The organism is Pseudoalteromonas sp. 20-92, from assembly GCF_030847595.1.
Taxonomy (GTDB): domain Bacteria; phylum Pseudomonadota; class Gammaproteobacteria; order Enterobacterales; family Alteromonadaceae; genus Pseudoalteromonas; species Pseudoalteromonas fuliginea.
Genome location: NZ_JANJGQ010000026.1, coordinates 33,431 through 52,762 on the forward strand (window position 1 = coordinate 33,431; position 19,332 = coordinate 52,762).

The following is a 19,332-nucleotide window of genomic DNA, read 5'->3' on the forward strand; positions in this document are numbered from 1 at the left end:
TCGGGGTATTAATATCTAGGAGAAAACTACAATGCAGCAAGAAGCAATAACTAAACTTAAAAACCGTAACATTAGTCACCTCAAAGCCGATTTAGCGTGCGTAAAAGCAATAGCTCAAGCTGCTATAAATGTTGAGCTTTTCACTATTCCGATTTATATGGTATCGCTTTATTCTATAAAGGGAATGCATCAAATTAACAGTGCCGGAAGTAAACTTTACACTGGGCGCTGGTGGCCAGGCTCTGGTGCAACGGCCGCAACTAAGGAAAAACCACTAACAACCAATGAAAATGTGTTTAATAAGGTATACAGCGTTTTTATTGAAGAGATGTTGCATCTACAGTTAGCTTCTAATATGGCTAGCACGATAGGTGTCACGCCTATTTTTACAAGTAAAGCATTACAAAGCGACGATTATGGTTGGCATTGTTATAAAGCAAATTCAACATTAATACCGCATATCTTAGATTTTACAGACTGGAAGGGCAAAGATCCTGATTTAAGTAAGTTAACAGTAGAGCTGAGGGCAATGAATGAGGCGCAGGTCGATCTTTTTTTAGCGATTGAAGAAAAAGCTGAGCGTGGACATGAGATGTTATTTAACCCTCCAGTAAAGCGGAAAAACGGCGATGTGGGAACGAAGTATTTTGAATCAGCGCCATTTAATTGGTTTACACCGAGTATGGGAGAAACTGATTTACCATTATTTGGCTCTATTGGTCATATGTACTTGTGTTATTGGGATTACTTAGAGATTACTTATTCCGATGGTAGTCATTTACTATCGCACTTAATTTCACCTGCAAAAGACAATGGCTTACAGCGAGATCAATTCAATAATACCCCACCGAGAGAAGCTAAGCAGTATCCAGGTATTAAAACTGAAATAGAATGTACAACTCAAGATTTGAATAACGTAAAACTACAGCTCATCAATAATATTAATGCTATTACTGACCAAGGTGAAGGTGATGATGTTGTTAAAACGATTATAGAACGTTGGGTAACCGAGCCTTGGGCGGTTTCGTTTGAGAAAGCTCAAACAAAAAAAGCGGGTATGCTCAGTAGCGTGCAATCTAAGTTTCAGCCGAGTAAAGAGGGCTTAATTAAAGATTACCCAGGGTATGATGATCAAGGAAATCCTACAGCGGCTGCATCAGGCTCTGCTCAAGCGCGCTTTGATAATGGGGGGAAAGATCATTTTGAACTATTCGACGAAGTTAAAAGCTTAATAGCTAAAGATGATTATATTACCTGGGATGTATGGCATGAAAATAACCCAGATAAACCTTGGAATGATGCAATGCTAGGTATTGATGGTGCACCTCACCTACCTAAAACATCCGATATTGCAGCGGCTTTAAATCGATTAGGTTCACCAGCAGAAATAGATAATACGTTTACTATTTTTAGCTCTTCTGCTGTTGGTACCATTAAAGGAATTACAACATCACTGAACAAATATTGGGCTGATCCTAAGTCACAATTTCCTTCGCCTGCGATGGGTGGCTCTGGAGATCGTGTTTCTATTTGTTGGGCTGTTACGGGTCGTTGTCCTGATCTAGTTACAGGCATTGAAAATCAAACAAAACAACAGTTGTATCATGCGTGTCAAGGTATGGCGATAGATGAAAGTAGTGGTGATGATAAGAATGTGTGTGCTGATAAATTGGCGTATCACAGCTGTAAAGGGTCGAACGAGTGTAAGACACAAGGTGGTTGTGGCTTTGTGCAAAGCGCAACGGGTGGCGGTAATTGCGGTAGTTCTGCGGCAGCAGGATTAAAAAGCGCGCCAGCAGATAATTTATGTGGCAGTTTGGGAGGTTGCGCTGTGCCTATTTCAGCATCACAACTTTACCCTGCACAAAGTGATGCTAATTATGAAATGCAGTTATATAAATTTGGTGAAGCCCCACACTTTCATGGACAAGAAATACAATGGCCAGAATTAGTTGCAAGAGATATGTTACCTCCTACTGTTGTTGAAAAAAACTCTATGCCTTATCACCAAGGTGAAGCTGTTTACGATGTTGCATGGCGCAGCTACTGTGCTGCAAAAGGTTTGGTGAAAGTGCAAGGTAGTGGCCATAATAAATCCATTCATATTCCTTCATCGCCGGCACCATCTGATATTCGCTTGGTATTACCGCCTTCAACTTAAGCGATTTTTTCAATAGCAAAATTAGTGTAATCAATTCAGTGCACCATTACACAGCTATAAACCGTAAGGCTCCTTTATGGGGGCTTTACTCATTTATAAGGACCAACATTTTGACGAAAAATATGCTTAATTTAGAGCCTTTGGGATTTGGGGTTGGATTAAGAACACAGCATTTCCCTTATCTCATGAATGAAAAAGACTGGGGGATTGATTGGTTTGAAATAATTAGTGAAAATTTTATTGATAATTATGGCTATGCTCGTCACGTATTAGAAGAAATCCGTGCAAAAAAACCGATTGTAATGCACGGTGTGTCAATGAACATTGGCAGTACAGATCCCTTAAATCAGGTATACCTTGAAAAGCTAAAAAAACTTGCTCATGAAATCGAACCTGAATGGATTTCAGATCACCTTTGTTGGACAGGTACAATGGGTGTTAATAGTCACGATCTTTTACCTATGCCACTAACTAAGGAAAGTTTTCAGCATGTGGTTTCAAGAATTCATTATGTGCAAGATTTTTTACAACGCCCATTAATACTTGAAAACCCTTCTAGTTATTTAGAATTTCAACAAAATACTTTTACTGAATGGGACTTTTTATCAGAACTAGTTAATCAAACTGACTGCGGACTGTTGCTAGATGTAAATAATGTTTATGTGTCATCTTATAATCATGGTTATGACCCTGAAACATTTATTAAAAACCTCCCTCATGATCACATTGTGCAGATACACCTAGCAGGACCTACATTAATGGGAGACTGCCTTATTGATACGCATGACAGACCCGTGCCTGAAAAAGTGTGGTATTTATATCGACTGGCTCAGTCACTTGCTGGCGGTAATATTGCTACTTTACTAGAATGGGATGCCAATATACCTGACTTTCCTACGTTAGTGACTGAATTGAATAAAGCGCGTTCAGTTCTTAGAGGTGCCATGCCAAGCACAGATAATATTTTTAGTACAATAAATGACACAATAGCACTCTCTACTCCAATAGTCCGTTAAATAACATATGGTTAGATCAAAGTATGAATGAAGTAACGCTGAAGAAAACACAAGAATGGATGATGACGATGTTAGTTGTACGTGGCGATCTTAGAGAAAAAGTGATGCAAGCTTCTGCACATACTGATTTATCTTGGGAGTTATTAACCGAAAGTAAAGAAAGATCAACATTTTTTCGTCGCTTAAACATATATGCTGCAGGGTATGTTATGCGCTTAGTTGAGTGCTTAAAATCTGAATATCCAACTCTTGAGAGCTTTATGGGGGAAATAGTTTTTGCAGATTTTGCAAAAGCATACATTGTTACTCTTCCCTCGGAAAAGCCAAGCTTGTATGACTTAGGTGCTGGATTTTCACTGTTTCTTCAAAGTACTCGCCCAGAAGGTAATTATAGCTCTGAGGAGGAAGCCTTTTTTTCTTTGCCGGCTGAAATTTCTCGTGTTGAGCGAGCGCAGGCGGAGGTATCATTAGCTAAAGGATTTGAAGGAGAGCAAGATGAACTCGCTGTATTAGATTTTTTTTCGATACTACAACAAAAGCTTACTGTAAAAACACCTCCTTGTTTACGTTTAGTTGAATTAGCTTACCCAATTATACCATTGATGGAAAAGTTCCAATTACATGATGGATATGATATGCCTGTAGCAAAATTAAATTTTGTCGCTTTTTCTCGTATTAATTATAAATTAAGTACATTAGCGCTTGAATCTTGGCAGTTTGAATTTTTAAAAGTGTGTGAGCAAGAGCCTCTTTTATCAAATTGTATTGAAATTACGTCAAAAGTCACTGGTTTAGATAAAGGTGATTTATTAGCGCGTTTATTGTTCTGGCTGCCCAACGCTACTGTGCATGGATTACTTAAAGTAACTTATTAATATAATCAAAAATATCACTTTATTCCGGCTTTTAAATTACAGCTTAAACTCTATTTTATTTATTAAACACTTTTTAATCTGTTTTTTACCTAGCATTACTGTAAAATTATCGGCTTAACATTTGTATAGCAATATTTACAATTGTTATTGCTCGTTAAGTATTTAAACTAATTTAAGTAGAGCTTATGATTTTTTACATTATAGGGTTAAGTTTACTTGTTATTATTTTATGCGTTGCGCTTTATGTAATTTACAGCAATATAAATAAAAGTCGAGTAAGAAAATCCAAGGAATACAACGTACTGTTTGATAAAGATACGATAGTGGATGAACTAATCACTCAACTAACAGAAAAAAATCAAACACAAGAAAACCAAGATAAAACAGCTAAAGGTAAAGAAGAAATCCTTGCAACATTTGTTGAGTTACATCGCTCTGGTAGCTTTTGCGCACATTTGAGTGAACAGGAAATTATTTACTTTGTTAAAAAGAAATTAAACATGGAGAGTAATAAAAATGGATAGCGAAAAAGCAGTCCCAGCAGTAAAAAGTGACTCATTTATGAGTCGATTTGGTCGTCGTAATGTAATTATAGTGTCATCAATTGTTGTTGTATTGGCGGTAATTGCAACGCTTACATCGCAAGTTGTTTCGTGGAATGAAGCCGATGAGCGTTTAGTACATCAATCGGCTTTTACAGGTAACTTAACCGTAATAAATCAAGCCGGCCCTTATTTAAAAGCGTTTGGTAGTACATCTGCTTATAAAAAAGTAATTTCGATTAATTTTACGGGCGATGCCGGTGCAACAGCAAGCGCAATCGTGCCGTTAATACCAATTCGATTTTTAGATACCACAACGGGCGGCGCACGAGGTGTTTCTCGTTTTAGGTTACCAGGCAATGTACCAGCAGCTGAGTCGGGTGCTCTACGTGGTTTACTTAAAATACACGAAGAGTTTGGTTCACAAGAAACATTAATATCTAATTTATTAATGCGTGCAACCACTGAAAATGTAAAAGCGTCGGCGCGTATGATGTCGGTAGAGCAACATTACTCTGGTGGTAATGGTCAATTAAGCCAAGATTTTGCTGATCAATTAACCAACGGTATTTTTGTTACTGAACAAATTATTAGTACAGGTGAGCGCGATAAATCTGACGATTTAGGTAATTTAAGTAAACAGCAACGTGTCACTATTAATATTAAAGTGGATGACGAAGGTAATTCGCTACGCAACGCTCCTATTTTAGGCGCATATGGTATTACAGTCGTTGATGCCAGCATTATTGATATTGACTACGAAAGCAAAGTAAATGCTCGCCTTGAAGCCCAAAAGCAAGCAGCTGCTGATGAAGCACTAGCGCGTCAAAATCTTAAAAAAGCTGAGCAACAAGCACGTACTGAAGTGGCTTTAGGTGAACAAGCAATTGCTAAGCAACGTGCTGAATCTGAAAAGCTAAAAATTAAAGAGCAAATTGATGCTGAACGAATTAAGGCAAATGCCATTATTTCTGCGCAGCAACGAGTGGCTGTAAAAGCGGAGCTTGCAAAAGAGCAAGAAGAGATTTTAAAGCAACAACGTTTAGAAGCATTAGGTATGGATGTTTTAGCTGAGGCTCGTTTAAGAGCTAAGTCTGCTGCACTTGATCCAAAGTATGTATTTGATGAAACGCTAAAAGCAGAGGTTAAAATTCAAACTGCTTTATTTACAAGCTTAGGTAATAGCCGTTTAGTGCCTGAAATTGTCATAGGCGCAGGCCAAGGTGAGCAAAGCAATGGATCTGAGTTTATGCGCTTATTAGCCGCCGATGCAGCATTGAGTCTTAAAAAGCGTTTAGAAAAAGAGAAAAAATAAACGATTAGTTAAGTATTGCACAAACAATAAAAACGTTGGCTGATTCGCATTGGCCAGCGTTTTTTATTGCGTAAATTTTGTTATTGTATGGTGCGGCTTAGCTTGTGAAAACAAGCTTTTTAAATTATGAAATAAAAGAGTGAGCAGTACTTATGGATTCCAGTAATCAGTTTATTTTAGATTTAGGGCAAGAGCATATTACCATTCAGCGACGATATGAAGCGCTGGGAGCGTTTAACGATTTTTTGATTGCTGTGTGGTTTTTAATTGGCAGTTTTTTCTTTTTAAATGACTCACTAATAGAAAGTGGCACATGGCTGTTTATAGCGGGCAGTGCTCAATTACTTATCAAACCTGTTTTGAAGTTGATCAGCTTAGTACATGTTAGTCGGGTGTTTCATTCAAATAAAACACCATAAATATGACTCATGATGAGTTCAGTTAATATAACTAATAATTTACCTGTATAAGTTATTTAAATATCAAGGATAGAGCATTGAAAGCACTTAAGTGGATTGCAATTGGAATAGCTACTTTATTAATTATAGGCTTGCTAATTCCCGAAAAAATAATGATTCCGGTACAAGGTGCCACAAGTAAAGATTGGAACCATAACACGTTTTGGTACGAGCCTTGGGGTAGGTCGGGTGTGCACAAAGGAATTGATATTTTTGGCACAAAAAATACCCCCGTAGTTGCCTCAACAAGCGGTGTTGTTATATTTGCAGGTGAGCTAACCCGAGGTGGTAAAGCGGTTGCAGTACTTGGGCCTAAATGGCGTATACATTATTTTGCGCATTTAAATGACTACTCGGTAAGTACAGGTGATGTGGTAAGCATAAACAGTCAAATTGGTTTACTGGGCGATACTGGAAATGCCGCAGGGAAACAGCCTCATGTGCATTATTCTATTTTATCGTTAGTGCCCATGCCGTGGCTTTTTACAACGCAAAACCAAGGGTGGAAAAAGATGTTTTTTTTGAGCCCACATAAAAAATTAACGATTAAGTGACCATTGTATTTACTATAAAATGGCTTTTTTAATTTAGCTGTTAATCCCTTATAAAATGGGCTTAACAGCTTTAAAGTAATAAATTTTAATTGTTAATACTTATTTGTTCGTTTACTGCATTGCTAGTGCAAAGTGGTGATATAAACCAATACCAACAATCACATTAAACGGGAAAGTTACACCGAGTGAGCTCAGCATAGCAAGACCAATATCGGCTTTAGGGATTGCCGCCTTTATTGCAGCGGGTGCGGCTATGTATGAGGCGCTGGCTACTAAGCTGCCTAAAATAACTACCGAGCCTAATTCTAAATTTAAAAGTGTGCCGACTGCTGTGCCAATTGTGCCTAAAAATAGCGGGGTCACAATAGCAAATACCGCTAGTTTCCAATGTTTCCAAGGGATTGGGCGTAGAGTTTGCGCGGCTACTAAACCCATTTCTAGTAAAAATAATGCAAGTACAACTTTAAAGCTACTGGTTAAAAGACTCGTTACTTGGCTGCCTTGCACCGTGCCGTACATCATACCTATAACGACACCACCGATGAGCAAAATTACGCTTTTGTTCGTGAGAGTTTCGTGCCAAAGGACTTTTAACGACAGCTCATTATTTTGGCCGTTTTCTTTATCAAGCTTCCGGTAAAGCAATAAACCAACAATAATTGCAGGGAGTTCTAGCATCACTAAATAAAGGGTTACTTCTGCGCCTACTACTAATTTAGCCGACTCGGCATAGGCGAGCGCAACAGCAAATGTACCAGCACTCACTGAGCCGTAATGTGCGGCAATGCTGGCGCTATTAGCAACAGAGAGTTTAATCACGTATTTTAAAATAGGGTAAAGCATAAGGGGTATAAGTGCACCAAGGAGCATAACCGATCCCATTTCGGGCAGTAGTTGCCAGCTTAAGTTACCGTGCAGCACCATACCGCCTTTTAAGCCAATAGTTAACATGAGCAATAAGCTTAATGTGTCGTAGGTGGCTTTTGGAATGGCCAAATCAGAGCGTAAAATACCCGCTACTAATCCTAAAATAAAAAACATAACAACAATATCTGGCACTGGCTTTCCTTACTAGTTGGTAAATTAAGTAGCGCTATTGTAGATAAAACTTTGTATAGTAAATAATAAAATAAATACGAGTTAGTTATAGGTTTTTATCTATGAGTTGCTTATTAGGTAACTATTATTAGGTACATTATGAGGTAGGTATGGATTTACGGCATATATCGTTTAGGTTGCTTGAAGTATTTATGAGCGTGGTTAAAACGGGTTCAATAAGCGAAACCGCAAGGCGCTTACACTTAACACAGCCTACGGTATCGCTACAAATAAAGCGATTACAAGAAGCGGTAGGCGAGCCACTACTTCTTATACAACAGCAAAAGCTACACGTGACCGATGCAGGGCTTGAACTGTTTAAAACATGCCAACAGGTATTTGGACATTTTGAAGACTACCAAGATTTTTTAACCGAGCTTAATGGTGGTTCGCGCGGCCGTTGTAAAATTGCCATGGTTAATACAGCGCAATATATTTTACCAAAATTGCTTGGTCCCTATAGTAATTTACATCCCCATGTTGAGCTTCCTCTTGAGATTGGTAACAGGGCAGAGGTGCTAGATAGATTTGAGCGAGGAGAGGACGATATTTATGTATTTAGCCACCCGCCGTCGCTTGAACACGCACAAGCTGCGCGCTTTTTGCATAATCCACTGGAATTTATAGTGCCGCTAAATCATCCGTTAGCTCACGTAAAAGCCGTTAAATTAACAGATTTAATGCAGTATCGCTTTTTACTTCGAGAAAATGGCTCAGCAACACGTATGTTATTTGAAAGCGAGTTGCAAAGCCGAGGCTTAGTACTGAGCGATAGCGTGCAAATGGCAAGTAATGAAGCAATACGAGTCGCGGTCGCATCGGGGATGGGCATTGCGGTTTTATCACGCCATGTACTTGCAACAGACGATACTAGTTTTAAAATTTTAAACGTAACCGATGCTCATTTAGCGAGTCATTGGTATTTTGTAATGCGAACAGATAGGCACATATCGCATGCTGCACGTAACTTTTTAAAGTTTGCGCAGCAGCACGTAGAGCAATATTTAGATACGCAGTGGGTGCGTAATGAATTACATAACTTAGATTTAAACTAGATTTAAACTAGATTTAAATTAGGTTTAAAGTTAATTAATATCCGGTGTTGAGTCTCTTAAAATAAGCTTTGGCTGAAACACGTGCTTTACTGTTATGCCGCTTTTTTTATAAATGTCTTTAAGCACTAAGTTAGCCGCAGCTCGGCCCATTTCGGGTACTGGGTTATCTATTGTAGTCAGTGTTGGGTAGAGGTAATTGGTAAAAATTACGTTATCGAACCCAATAATGGCTAAATCTTTTGGCAGGTTAAAACCGTGTTCGCGGGCGTATTTCATAGCACCCGATGCCATTTCGTCATTGGCACATACAAGGGCGGTTATTTGCGCTTTATTTTGAATAAAATGCCTTAAGCCGTCGCTGCCGCCGGTTTCTTTAAAGTCGCCTATGTAAAATAGGTTTTCGTCAAAGGTTAGGTTGTACTCTGCTAGGGCTTGTTTGTGACCTTTTAAACGGTTTGACGCGTCTTCTTTAAACTGCGGGCCTGCTATGTACGCAATGTTTTTATGGCCTTTGTTGATCATGGCTTTAGTGGCTAAGTAGCCGCCCATTACGTTGTCGAGGCTAATGCAGTTTTCTTCAATTTCTTTAACGTAGCGGCTCATTAGGTAAATAGGGGTTTTACCTTTACTTAACTCAATTAGGTACTCGTTTGATACCGCTTCTACGTGGGCAATAATAGCGTCGCAATTACGGCCTATTAAAAACTCAAAGCCGCTTTTTTCTTTTTTCTCGTCACTGTGCCCAGGGGTAATAATAACGTGTTTACCCGCAATACGAAGATGCTCTTCAATGGCTGACATCATTTGACCAAAAAACGGACCATCCAACTCAGAAACTAAAATACCGACGCTGTTTGTAGTGCTAGACGCCAAAGAGCGAGCAATAGAACTTGGCTGATAGCCTAGCTCTTTCATTGCTTCTAATACCTTTTTTTTAGTTTTTTTGCTTACGTAGTCGTTGTCGTTAAGCACCCTTGAAACAGTTGATAAAGACACACCTGCCATTTCTGATACTTGATAAATTGTCGCCATTGATGTCCTAGCTTATATGTGTTTTTACTCGCGCTTTATAAAAATATAAAGCGTGAAGAATCATTAAAAGTTAATTTACACATTACTGCGTCTAATTGCTAAGTCTTCTGTTATTTTTTGCGTCATCGCTGAAGTAAGCGGATAAATAAGCATCAATGCGGCACCTAAAAAAGCAAATGCGGCAGGTATCCAGCTCATAAGTAACTGCATACCAGGTAGGGCTTGCGTAATTGTTAGCTCATCCATACCGTTATAGCCGTAGCCTGCAAGTACCACTAATACTAATGCACCGGCAAAACCACCACCGGTTTTTTGCACAAATGTACCCGCAGAATAAATAAGGCCTGTAGCGCGGCGTTTGTTTTTCCACTCTGAATAATCGGCTGAATCACCAAGCATACTAAAAAATAATGTTGGCATCATCGCGGCAAAAAATTCAGCAGCGCAACCAAAGGTAAATACAGCAACCAGGTTATCGCTAGGCACCCAGTAAAATGCAGTAGTGAGTATGCCGCTTAGCATTAATGATGCAATAAATAGGTTTCGTTTACCCATAATTTCGGCCAGTTTACCTGTGGCAAGTGCGCCTAATATAGATACAACCAATAAGGCTATAAAGTATTGCCCAGCCATGAGTTCATTGGCTACGTGGTACTTAAAGTAGTACGCAATTACACCGTATTTTATGCCATTAAACATCATGGTTAAAAAACCAATGCCGAGTAATACCAACCAAGGTTTGTTGGTCAGAAGATCAACCATGTCGCGCTGTGAACCTGTTAGGCTTTGCTTATCTTTATTGAGTAATTTTTTAATAACGAATGTCATTGCAGCCATAACAAGGGCAAAAAATACACCGCTGTATAAATCGCGGTAATAAAAAAACAGGGTGGTAGCAAGCAAAGGTAGGATTATAAATGGCAGGCTTTTGGTTAAATCAAATAACTCTGATTTTAAATTGCCTTCATTTGAGGCGTGCGGTGTTACACGCTCTTTGGTGGTCGCAAACGTTATAACCATTAAAATAATAAGTAAGCTGGCAAATAAGTACATAGTAAGCTGATAGCCTTTGGCATCGTCGCCGCCACCAAAAAATGCCACTAGCTCAGGTAAAAAACCCATAACCAATAAGCCACCAGTAAACGCACCTGCAAACCTAAAACCAGAGAGCTTTGTGCGCTCTGTATCGTCTGGTGTCATTACGCCCATAAGTGCCGAGTAGGGCACGTTACTTACGGTGTAAGCAAGCGTTAAACCTATGTAGGTTACGTAGGCATAAATAAGTTTATTGGTGGTGCTAAAGTCGGGTGTAGTAAAACACAACACCATAAACAAGCCCAAAAACGGTGCCGAATAGAGTATCCATGGGCGAAATTTACCAAAGCGCGACTGCGTTCTGTCGGCAATCATACCCATAATAATATCGGTTACGCCATCAGATAGCCTTACCACCAAAAACAACATGGCAGCGGCGGCTGCCGATATGCCAAATGTATCGGTGTAAAACACCGCTAAATAAGCAAGCGCGCCGCGCCATACTAAGTTAGCGCCGGCATCGCCCATGGCGTAACCGACTTTTTCGTATAAAGGGAGTTTGTTCACTGTGTGTGTTCTTATTGTTATAAGCCGAAAAATTATCGGCTAGTTATTAGGTTACTGTACGCTTTACCGCTGGCTTTAACAGTTCGTTTTTGTGTGTTGTAGTCTACGTGTACTATTCCAAAGCGCTTTAAATATCCTTCTGCCCATTCAAAGTTATCCATTAGGCTCCACGCAAAGTAACCATCTACTTTAACGCCTTGCTCGGTTGCGTTATGTAGGGCATTTAAATGCTCGTGGTAATATTCAATACGGTCGTTGTCTTTTACTTCACCGTCTTTAAATTCGTCAGCCATGGCTGCGCCGTTTTCGGTAATATAAATAGGCGGTAGGGTGTATTTTTCGTTTAACGATACAAGTAATTCTGTCAGCGCTTTAGGGTAAATTTCCCAGCCTATATCGGTCATTGGCGCTTTATGTGGCAGCTCATGGTAAAAGTCGGTTTCGCTTGCTTGATAATGCATGCGGGTATAAAAGTTAACCCCTAGGTAATCTAGTGGTTGAGCAATTATTTCCATGTCGCCATCTAAAATATCTGGGCGGTGGGCTTTAGGTAATTGCTTAATAATATCAGGGTATTTACCTTGCATTACAGGCTGCATGTACCATTGGTTTATATAGTCATCAGCAAATGCAGTGGCTTTTAAATCGTCTTCACTTTGGGTAACTGAATAACAAGGCGTAAAGTTAAGCACAATACCGTTTAGCGTGTTTGGGCTATTTTTAGCAAGTACTTGCATAGCTAAACCGTGACCTAGTAATAAGTGGTGCGCGGCTTTACGACCAAATTCGCGACCTACAATGCCAGGCGCATGTACGCCAATTTCGTAACCTAAGTAAGAGCTGCAAAAAGGCTCATTTAAGGTGGCGTAAGAGTGCACACGTTCCCCAAATGCTTTGGTAATTAAATCTGTGTAATGGGCAAATTCGTAAGCGGTGTTACGGTTTAGCCAGCCACCTTCGTCTTCAATATGTTGTGGTAAATCCCAGTGATACAGCGTTACAAAAGCTTTAATGTTACGGCGTTTTAATTCATCTAAAATGTCGGTATAAAACTTAACGCCTGTCGGGTTTAAGTGACCATTTTTAGTCATTACGCGTGGCCACGAAATCGAAAGTCTGTAAGCGTCTACACCTAATGATTCAATTAAGTTTATATCGTCTTTCCAGCGAGTGTAGTGCTCGCAGGCTACATCGCCATTTGAATTGTCGACTATTTTGCCTTCTTTACTGCAAAAGGTATCCCAAATACATGGCAAGCGATCAGCTGCGCCGCCTTCAATTTGAAATGAGGCCGTAGCTACACCATAAGTAAAATTTTTGGCTAAAAGTGGTGAGCCACTAGGTAAAGATAATTGTTTCATTAAGAGAAAACCTCTGCTTCTTTTTGGTAAAGTTTGCTTTGTATAGAGCGTATATTAAATTCATCATTGGAAGCGCTTCCATATTTAATTTGATTAATCACTAAGTATGGTATTTAATAACTTTAAGGAAGCGCTTCCATATTTAGGTTAGTGGCTATTGTTAAACAGGTCAATAGTTAAATTTAAATAACAAATAGGCGCTCACAAAATCACACTGACACAACACAGGGCTATAAAAATGAAAAAAAGCTTAAACACTAACAGGTTACACATGCTCCCCATTTTAATTGGAGGATTGTGCGTTTTAAGTGGGTGTAATAAACAAGAGATTAACGCAAATAATAGCCAAGGCGACGTAGTAAAAAAGACTGAGCATGAGCAAGGTGATTTATCACTTTGGCCAACGCTTAAAAGCAAAGTAGTTAAAACGCCTGAAATTGAAAATACGATTGCACAGTACTTAAAAACAATGACGCTTGAGCAAAAAGTAGCGCAGATGATCCAACCTGAAATTCGCGATATTAGTGTTGAAGACATGCGTAAATATGGTTTTGGCTCGTATTTAAATGGCGGTGGCTCTTTCCCTAATGCAAATAAGCATGCAACGCCTGCAGATTGGATAACACTTGCTGAGAGCATGTATAAAGCATCGGTTGATGACTCAATTGATGGCAGTAAAATTCCAACCATGTGGGGCACTGATGCAGTACATGGCCATAATAATGTGATTGGGGCGACGTTATTTCCGCACAATATTGGTTTAGGTGCTGCTAATAACCCCGCATTAATTGAGCGCATTGCAGCAGCTACTGCAATAGAGGTAATGGCAACTGGCATAGATTGGGTGTTTGCACCAACTGTTGCGGTTGTGCGCGACGACCGATGGGGCAGAACGTACGAAGGCTACTCAGAAGACCCTGCAATTGTACGTGAGTATTCAGCCGCAATTGTAAACGGATTGCAAGGCAGAGCCGATGAGGACTTTTTAAGTGACAAACGCGTAATTAGCACTGTTAAGCACTTTTTAGGCGATGGCGGCACGGTAGATGGCGACGATCAAGGGGACAACATTGATAGCGAAGAGACGTTATATAACATTCATGCACAAGGTTATATTGGCGGCCTAACCGCAGGTAGTCAGTCGGTTATGGCATCGTTTAATAGCTGGAATGGTAAAAAAAATCACGGCAATAAATACTTACTTACCGATGTGTTAAAAACAAAAATGGGTTTTGATGGCTTTGTTGTAGGAGATTGGAACGGACATGGACAAGTTGCAGGCTGTACAAATGAAAGTTGCCCGCAGGCTGTTAATGCGGGGCTTGATATTTTTATGGTGCCAACGGGTGCTTGGAAACCACTTTATGAAAATACAATTAAACAAGTAAAAGCGGGCACAATAACAATGGCGCGAATAAATGACGCCGTAGCGCGTATTTTACGCGTTAAATTACGTGCAGGTTTATTTGATAAACCAAGCCCTGCAAATCGAAAATATTCAGGTAAATTAGAGCTAATAGGTGCGCCAGTACATCGCGATATTGCCCGCCAAGCGGTACAAGAGTCGTTAGTACTGCTTAAAAACAACAACCATTTATTACCGCTTAACCCATCAAGCAACATACTTATTGCGGGCGATGCGGCCGACAACATAGGCAAGCAATCGGGCGGTTGGAGCATTACGTGGCAGGGAACTAATAATCAAAATGCAGATTTTCCCGGAGCAACGTCTGTTTATGCGGGGCTAAAAACACAAATAGAGGCTGCTGGCGGTAACGCTATTTTAAGCCCAACGGGTGAATTTAATACCAAACCCGATGTAGCCATTGTTGTATTTGGTGAAGAACCGTACGCAGAAGGACATGGCGATAAAGACAACCTTGAGTTTGAACGTAACAATAAACGCTCTCTTAAAATATTAAAAACATTAAAGCAGCAAAATATACCCGTTGTTTCTGTGTTTATATCGGGCAGACCAATGTGGGTTAACAGCGAGCTAAACGCGTCAGATGCATTTGTAGCAGCATGGCTTCCTGGCACTGAAGGGCAGGGCATTGCAGATGTTTTACTAGCGGATGCAAGTGGGCAGGTACAATACGACTTTAAAGGTAAGTTGTCTTTCTCGTGGCCTAAATCGCCACTTCAAACCGCAGTAAATAAGGGCGATGCTGATTACTCGCCATTATTACCCTATGGCTTTGGCTTAACGTATAAAGATGAAAGTACGCTTGGCAATAATCTAAATGAAGACTCAGGTGTTGATATTAGTAACCTTGCGCCGCTATCTATATTTAATGGCAGCTTTAAAACACCGTGGCGTTTGTTTTTAAATTCAAACAGCGAGCAGCACCAAGTAGCAAGTAACAGTGTAAAACTTGGCGGCATTACTTATCGCACTGAAGACAAAGCGATTCAAGAAGATGCGATGCAATTTAATTTTGATGGCACTGCAGCCAGCTACATCGAAATTAATAGTAACTTTACCGAAGACAAAGTGGCCTACATTGAAGCAAAATCGGCCCTTAGCTTTAGCTATAAAGTAAACCAAATACCTAGCTCACAGACATACCTTGCAATGAAATGCGAACAAGGCTGTGGTGGCGAGCTTGATATTACCAATGAGCTTAAAAATGCTGATTTAAATACATGGCAAACCATGAGTATAGATTTAACGTGTTTTGCTAAAAAGGGCGTTGATTTTGCCAGAGTAACCAGCCCTTTTATTATTAAAACGGCAGAAGAGCTTAGCGTTTCAGTTGCAGATATTAGCTTTAAACCACAAAGCGCTAAAAGCGCCGTGGTTAAGTGTGAATAATAAAACGTAAAAGTTGTTGTGTGTTGTCTCAAAGCCCTAAGGGCGTGTTGATCTTTGTGGATTGAAATTTGTTCAATCTAGGGGCAATTTAATCGCGGCGCGAGGTTTGTAACCTAGTGGGCTAAGTAAAAACCGAGCAACAAAGAGTAAATTGCCGCTAGGCAGAACCCTACGGGCAGCGCATGTTTGGCATTTATGCTACGTTATCGCCTATTTATGGGGAATAACCACACTACATAGGCTCTGCCTTGCCTAAAAACCAAATATGCTGCTGCAAATTCAACCACGAAAGAACAACACGCCCTAGTAAGGGCTTTTTTTATGCTGGGCAATACTGCTTTAAAAACTCATGATGAGGCGGTAATTGGCTTACGCGTTGCTCTATTTGTTGTTTAATACCGTGTAAAAAACGGGTGAGTTCTTCGTCGTTCATCATGCTGGCTATTAAATGATGTTGATTAGGCTCAATGCCTTGACCAAGCATAACTTGCACCCACGAATCGACTCTAAAAATGTCGCCATCATCTAAAAATACACGGCCGGTTTGTTTAAACAAATCAATTTTATGCTTAAGTGTTTTCGGCACTTCCATGGCGTTACAATGCTGCCAAAACTCGCTGTCATCGCGATTAGTTACTTTGTAGTGCAGCACGATAAAGTCGCGAATATTTTCAATTTCGCTTTTAAGCTGTTTGTTGTATTCGTCAATGGCGTGATTGGTAATGCCATTAAACGGAAATAAACGCATAAAGCGAATAATACCCGACATAATTAAGTGAATGCTGGTGGACTCAAGTGGTTCTACAAAACCGCTAGCAAGGCCAAGCGCTAAGCAGTTTTTGTTCCAGCCTTTTAAGCGCCGCCCTGTTTTAAATTTAATAATACGTGGCTCTGTAAGCGGCTCACCCTCAATGTTATTTAATAGTAACGCACTGGCTTGTTCGTCATCCATATATTGGCTGCAATAAACTAATCCGTTGCCGACACGGTTTTGCAGCGGTATACGCCATTGCCAACCGCTTTTGTGGGCAATAGAGCGGGTAAGTGGCAATACGGTATCGCTGGTTGATTTTGTTTGCACCGCAATGGCGCTGTTACACGGTAGTAAATGCGACCAGTCTTCGTAGCCAGTATGCAATGCTTGCTCTATTAATAAACCTCTAAAGCCAGTGCAATCAATAAAAAAGTCGCCGTTAATGTGCTCGCCATTATTTAAAATCAATGATTCTATATGGCCCGTTTTAGTGTTTTTTACTACTTTTTGTATTTTACCTTCAATGCGTTTTACACCCAGTGGCTCTGAAAATTCACGTAAAAACTGTGCGTAACGCGTGGCATCCATATGGTATGCATAGTTAATGGGGTTTTGCTGATTAAACGCAAATTTACCGGCTTTAGCCGCTTGCAGCTCGTAGCAGTAATCGCCAAATGGATTGTTTATTCCAAGTGCTTTACCTTGCAACCAAAAGTGATGAAATTCACCCGCCCAACATTCTTTGCCCGTTGCGCCAAATGAGTGAATATAATGCGTGTTTTCATCGCCCCAGTTTTCAAAGCTAATACCTAATTTAAAACTTGATTGAGTGGCTTTCATAAATGCTTGCTCGTTTATACCCAGCAATTTATGAAATGTACGAATAGGCGGAATTGTTGCTTCGCCAACACCCACAGTGCCAATATCGTCAGATTCAACAAGGGTTATGTTTATATTGTTACCAACTAGTTTAGCAAGTGCTGCTGCGGCCATCCAACCTGCAGTGCCGCCTCCAGCAATTACTACGTTTTTAACAGCGTTTGTTTTAGTCATTATGTGGCTGCCCATTATTTGATAAAAGGTGATTTAAAAGCGCGCGATTACTTGGCAGTCCATTTAAGTACTGCGCTATTTTTTCGCGATTTTGCTGGTAATAGTAATCCCCAGCACGTGGGTCGTTAAATGTATTTTGTGCAGAGACTGTTTGTGTATTAAAGCCCATGCCATATAAAACGTATTGGTAACTGCTTGATGAAAACACTTCTTCGTTTTCAATAAAATCAAAGCGGCTAGGGGGCTGAAATTGCCAAAGTTTAAGTAAGTTTTGCAGGCGCTCGGGCGCGGTATTTAAATTACTAATATCTTGCCAATAAGGCGTGTCGTCGCGCTCGCTTAGCACATAATGAAGTTTTAAAAATTCAATAACGCGCTGCCAACGAGTGCTAAAACGATCATTAAAACGTGTTTTAAGCTGGCTCATGTGAGTGCGGTTTTGCGGGAGTTGCTCGCTTATCATGCTAATTGAAAGCTCAACCATAGCAAGTGCTGACGCTTCAAGTGGCTCTAAAAAGCCAGCTGACATACCTACGGCAACACAGTTTTTAATCCAAAATTTTTGCCTGTAACCAGGGCTGAATTTTAATACACTGTAGGTAAGTTGCTCAGCTTGTTGCTCACTGGTGCTTTTGGCTATGTAGCTTTTTAGCGTATTTGTTGCGCTTTCATCACTTTGATATTTACTACTAAATACATAACCTGTGCCACGGCGTGTTGGCAGGGCTATATCCCAAATCCAGCCGTTACTTTGCGCTGTAGATAGTGTTGCAGAGGCAATTGGTTGATCGGCGTATGCATTAGGTATTTGCGTCGCTACAGCGCTGTTATTAAATAAAATATGATCTTGCGTTATAAACTCACTATTAAAATGATCACCAATTAAACGAGCGCAAGAGCCTGAGCAATCTATAAATAAATCACCTGTTATATCGCCATTATTATTTGTTTTTAATGAGGCAATATAGCCATGATCGTCGTTAATAACCTCGGTTACATCGTCAGTAATATGCGTAACATTTAGATTTTTAACACAGTGATTTTTTAAAAACTCAGCAAATTTACCCGCATCTAAATGGTAACCATAGTTGGTGACCGCTGCATATTCGGGAGTTTGTAATTGTTTTGGTGCAAGTGCTGCTTGGCATACAAAGCTTTGCATATTAACAACGTCGGCAAATTTTTGGTTAGGTGCAATACGTTGCCAACTGGCGTGTAAATTAGTGTGCTCGTAGCCTTGTGGATTCATAAAAGGGTGGTAGTAGTTTTCTCCCTCGTTTAGGTTACGCCAATTTATAAATTTAGAACCTTGCTTAAATGATGCGTCGCATTGGGTTATAAAATCACTTTCTTTAATGCCAATGCGCTCTAGCGTATTACGCATTGACGGCCACGTGCCTTCGCCCACACCCAATATAGGCACGTTTGCCGACTCCACTAACGTTACATTAAGGTGCGGGTGTTCGGCGGCTAATAAGCCTGCGCTTAGCCAACCGGCAGTGCCACCACCTAAAACGACTATTTTTGTTATTGGTTTGGTCATGAGTTAACACCCTAAAGTTGATAACAATTAAACTAGCATTAATACTGTTTTAAATACAAAAAAGCCGCTAGTAAAAACTAACGGCTTTACTTTGTATT

Annotated in this window: 15 protein-coding genes; 9 read left to right on the top strand and 6 right to left on the bottom strand. The window is 40.1% G+C overall.

From position 1 onward, the window contains the following. Positions 1-31 precede the first annotated feature (31 nt). From NRL14_RS17775 to NRL14_RS17805, 7 genes are all read left to right on the top strand, one after another. Entirely contained in the window at positions 32-2,161 is a 2,130-nt protein-coding gene (locus NRL14_RS17775) for a ferritin-like domain-containing protein (RefSeq protein WP_306725268.1), read from the top strand. A gap of 110 nt (positions 2,162-2,271) precedes the next feature. Then, complete coding sequence (locus tag NRL14_RS17780; protein WP_306725269.1) at positions 2,272-3,177, top strand: DUF692 domain-containing protein; 906 nt, start codon at positions 2,272-2,274, stop codon at positions 3,175-3,177. Between the two features lie 23 nt (positions 3,178-3,200). Beyond that, positions 3,201-4,052: a DNA-binding domain-containing protein gene (locus NRL14_RS17785; RefSeq protein ID WP_306725270.1), complete on the top strand. Its 852-nt coding sequence runs from the start codon at positions 3,201-3,203 to the stop codon at positions 4,050-4,052. A gap of 185 nt (positions 4,053-4,237) precedes the next feature. Then, on the top strand, positions 4,238-4,576 hold the full coding sequence (locus NRL14_RS17790; protein WP_149604929.1) for a methanolan biosynthesis protein EpsI: 339 nt from the start codon (positions 4,238-4,240) through the stop codon (positions 4,574-4,576). Then, entirely contained in the window at positions 4,569-5,909 is a 1,341-nt protein-coding gene (locus tag NRL14_RS17795; protein ID WP_306725271.1) for an SPFH domain-containing protein, read from the top strand. Before NRL14_RS17790 ends, NRL14_RS17795 begins: the two co-directional genes overlap by 8 nt. A gap of 152 nt (positions 5,910-6,061) precedes the next feature. Continuing rightward, the gene (locus NRL14_RS17800) at positions 6,062-6,328 is read left to right on the top strand and encodes a YrhK family protein (RefSeq protein ID WP_007375491.1); all 267 of its coding nucleotides are present in this window, start codon (positions 6,062-6,064) and stop codon (positions 6,326-6,328) included. A gap of 77 nt (positions 6,329-6,405) precedes the next feature. Further along, the gene (locus tag NRL14_RS17805) at positions 6,406-6,921 is read left to right on the top strand and encodes a M23 family metallopeptidase (protein ID WP_306725272.1); all 516 of its coding nucleotides are present in this window, start codon (positions 6,406-6,408) and stop codon (positions 6,919-6,921) included. Positions 6,922-7,032: 111 nt separating this feature from the next. On the opposite strand, the gene NRL14_RS17810 is transcribed toward NRL14_RS17805, so the two are convergent. After that, on the bottom strand, positions 7,033-7,980 hold the full coding sequence (locus tag NRL14_RS17810; RefSeq protein ID WP_306725273.1) for a sodium-dependent bicarbonate transport family permease: 948 nt from the start codon (positions 7,978-7,980) through the stop codon (positions 7,033-7,035). Between the two features lie 149 nt (positions 7,981-8,129). Between NRL14_RS17810 and NRL14_RS17815 the strand changes: the two genes are divergently transcribed. Then, positions 8,130-9,074, top strand: coding sequence for a LysR family transcriptional regulator (locus NRL14_RS17815; RefSeq protein WP_222713784.1), 945 nt, complete (start codon positions 8,130-8,132; stop codon positions 9,072-9,074). Positions 9,075-9,104: 30 nt separating this feature from the next. Here NRL14_RS17815 and NRL14_RS17820 read toward each other — a convergent pair whose 3' ends face one another. From NRL14_RS17820 to NRL14_RS17830, 3 genes are all read right to left on the bottom strand, one after another. Continuing rightward, positions 9,105-10,106, bottom strand: a complete 1,002-nt coding sequence (locus NRL14_RS17820) for a LacI family DNA-binding transcriptional regulator (RefSeq protein WP_007583313.1) — start codon at positions 10,104-10,106, stop codon at positions 9,105-9,107. A 75-nt stretch (positions 10,107-10,181) separates the two neighbouring features. Continuing rightward, positions 10,182-11,708 (bottom strand): MFS transporter, encoded by a 1,527-nt coding sequence (locus NRL14_RS17825; protein ID WP_197161048.1) that lies wholly within the window; start codon positions 11,706-11,708, stop codon positions 10,182-10,184. Between the two features lie 32 nt (positions 11,709-11,740). After that, entirely contained in the window at positions 11,741-13,069 is a 1,329-nt protein-coding gene (locus tag NRL14_RS17830; protein ID WP_306725274.1) for a GH1 family beta-glucosidase, read from the bottom strand. 238 nt (positions 13,070-13,307) lie between these two features. Between NRL14_RS17830 and NRL14_RS17835 the strand changes: the two genes are divergently transcribed. Then, entirely contained in the window at positions 13,308-15,884 is a 2,577-nt protein-coding gene (locus NRL14_RS17835) for an exo 1,3/1,4-beta-D-glucan glucohydrolase (protein ID WP_306725275.1), read from the top strand. Positions 15,885-16,203: 319 nt separating this feature from the next. Here the strand turns inward: NRL14_RS17835 and NRL14_RS17840 are convergent, their stop codons facing one another. Together NRL14_RS17840 and NRL14_RS17845 are read right to left on the bottom strand one after the other, a co-directional pair. Then, positions 16,204-17,691 (bottom strand): tryptophan halogenase family protein, encoded by a 1,488-nt coding sequence (locus NRL14_RS17840; protein ID WP_306725276.1) that lies wholly within the window; start codon positions 17,689-17,691, stop codon positions 16,204-16,206. Beyond that, entirely contained in the window at positions 17,684-19,234 is a 1,551-nt protein-coding gene (locus NRL14_RS17845; RefSeq protein WP_306725277.1) for a tryptophan halogenase family protein, read from the bottom strand. The genes NRL14_RS17840 and NRL14_RS17845 overlap by 8 nt, the downstream gene beginning before the upstream one ends. Positions 19,235-19,332 lie beyond the last annotated feature (98 nt).

Coding starts and splice junctions, on each gene's coding strand:
- NRL14_RS17775 (WP_306725268.1), top strand. CDS start 32: ATGCAGCAAGAAGCAATAACTAAACTTAAAAACCGTAACATTAGTCAC.
- NRL14_RS17785 (WP_306725270.1), top strand. CDS start 3,201: ATGAATGAAGTAACGCTGAAGAAAACACAAGAATGGATGATGACGATG.
- NRL14_RS17790 (WP_149604929.1), top strand. CDS start 4,238: ATGATTTTTTACATTATAGGGTTAAGTTTACTTGTTATTATTTTATGC.
- NRL14_RS17795 (WP_306725271.1), top strand. CDS start 4,569: ATGGATAGCGAAAAAGCAGTCCCAGCAGTAAAAAGTGACTCATTTATG.
- NRL14_RS17800 (WP_007375491.1), top strand. CDS start 6,062: ATGGATTCCAGTAATCAGTTTATTTTAGATTTAGGGCAAGAGCATATT.
- NRL14_RS17815 (WP_222713784.1), top strand. CDS start 8,130: ATGGATTTACGGCATATATCGTTTAGGTTGCTTGAAGTATTTATGAGC.
- NRL14_RS17820 (WP_007583313.1), bottom strand. CDS start 10,106: ATGGCGACAATTTATCAAGTATCAGAAATGGCAGGTGTGTCTTTATCA.
- NRL14_RS17830 (WP_306725274.1), bottom strand. CDS start 13,069: ATGAAACAATTATCTTTACCTAGTGGCTCACCACTTTTAGCCAAAAAT.
- NRL14_RS17835 (WP_306725275.1), top strand. CDS start 13,308: ATGAAAAAAAGCTTAAACACTAACAGGTTACACATGCTCCCCATTTTA.
- NRL14_RS17840 (WP_306725276.1), bottom strand. CDS start 17,691: ATGACTAAAACAAACGCTGTTAAAAACGTAGTAATTGCTGGAGGCGGC.
- NRL14_RS17845 (WP_306725277.1), bottom strand. CDS start 19,234: ATGACCAAACCAATAACAAAAATAGTCGTTTTAGGTGGTGGCACTGCC.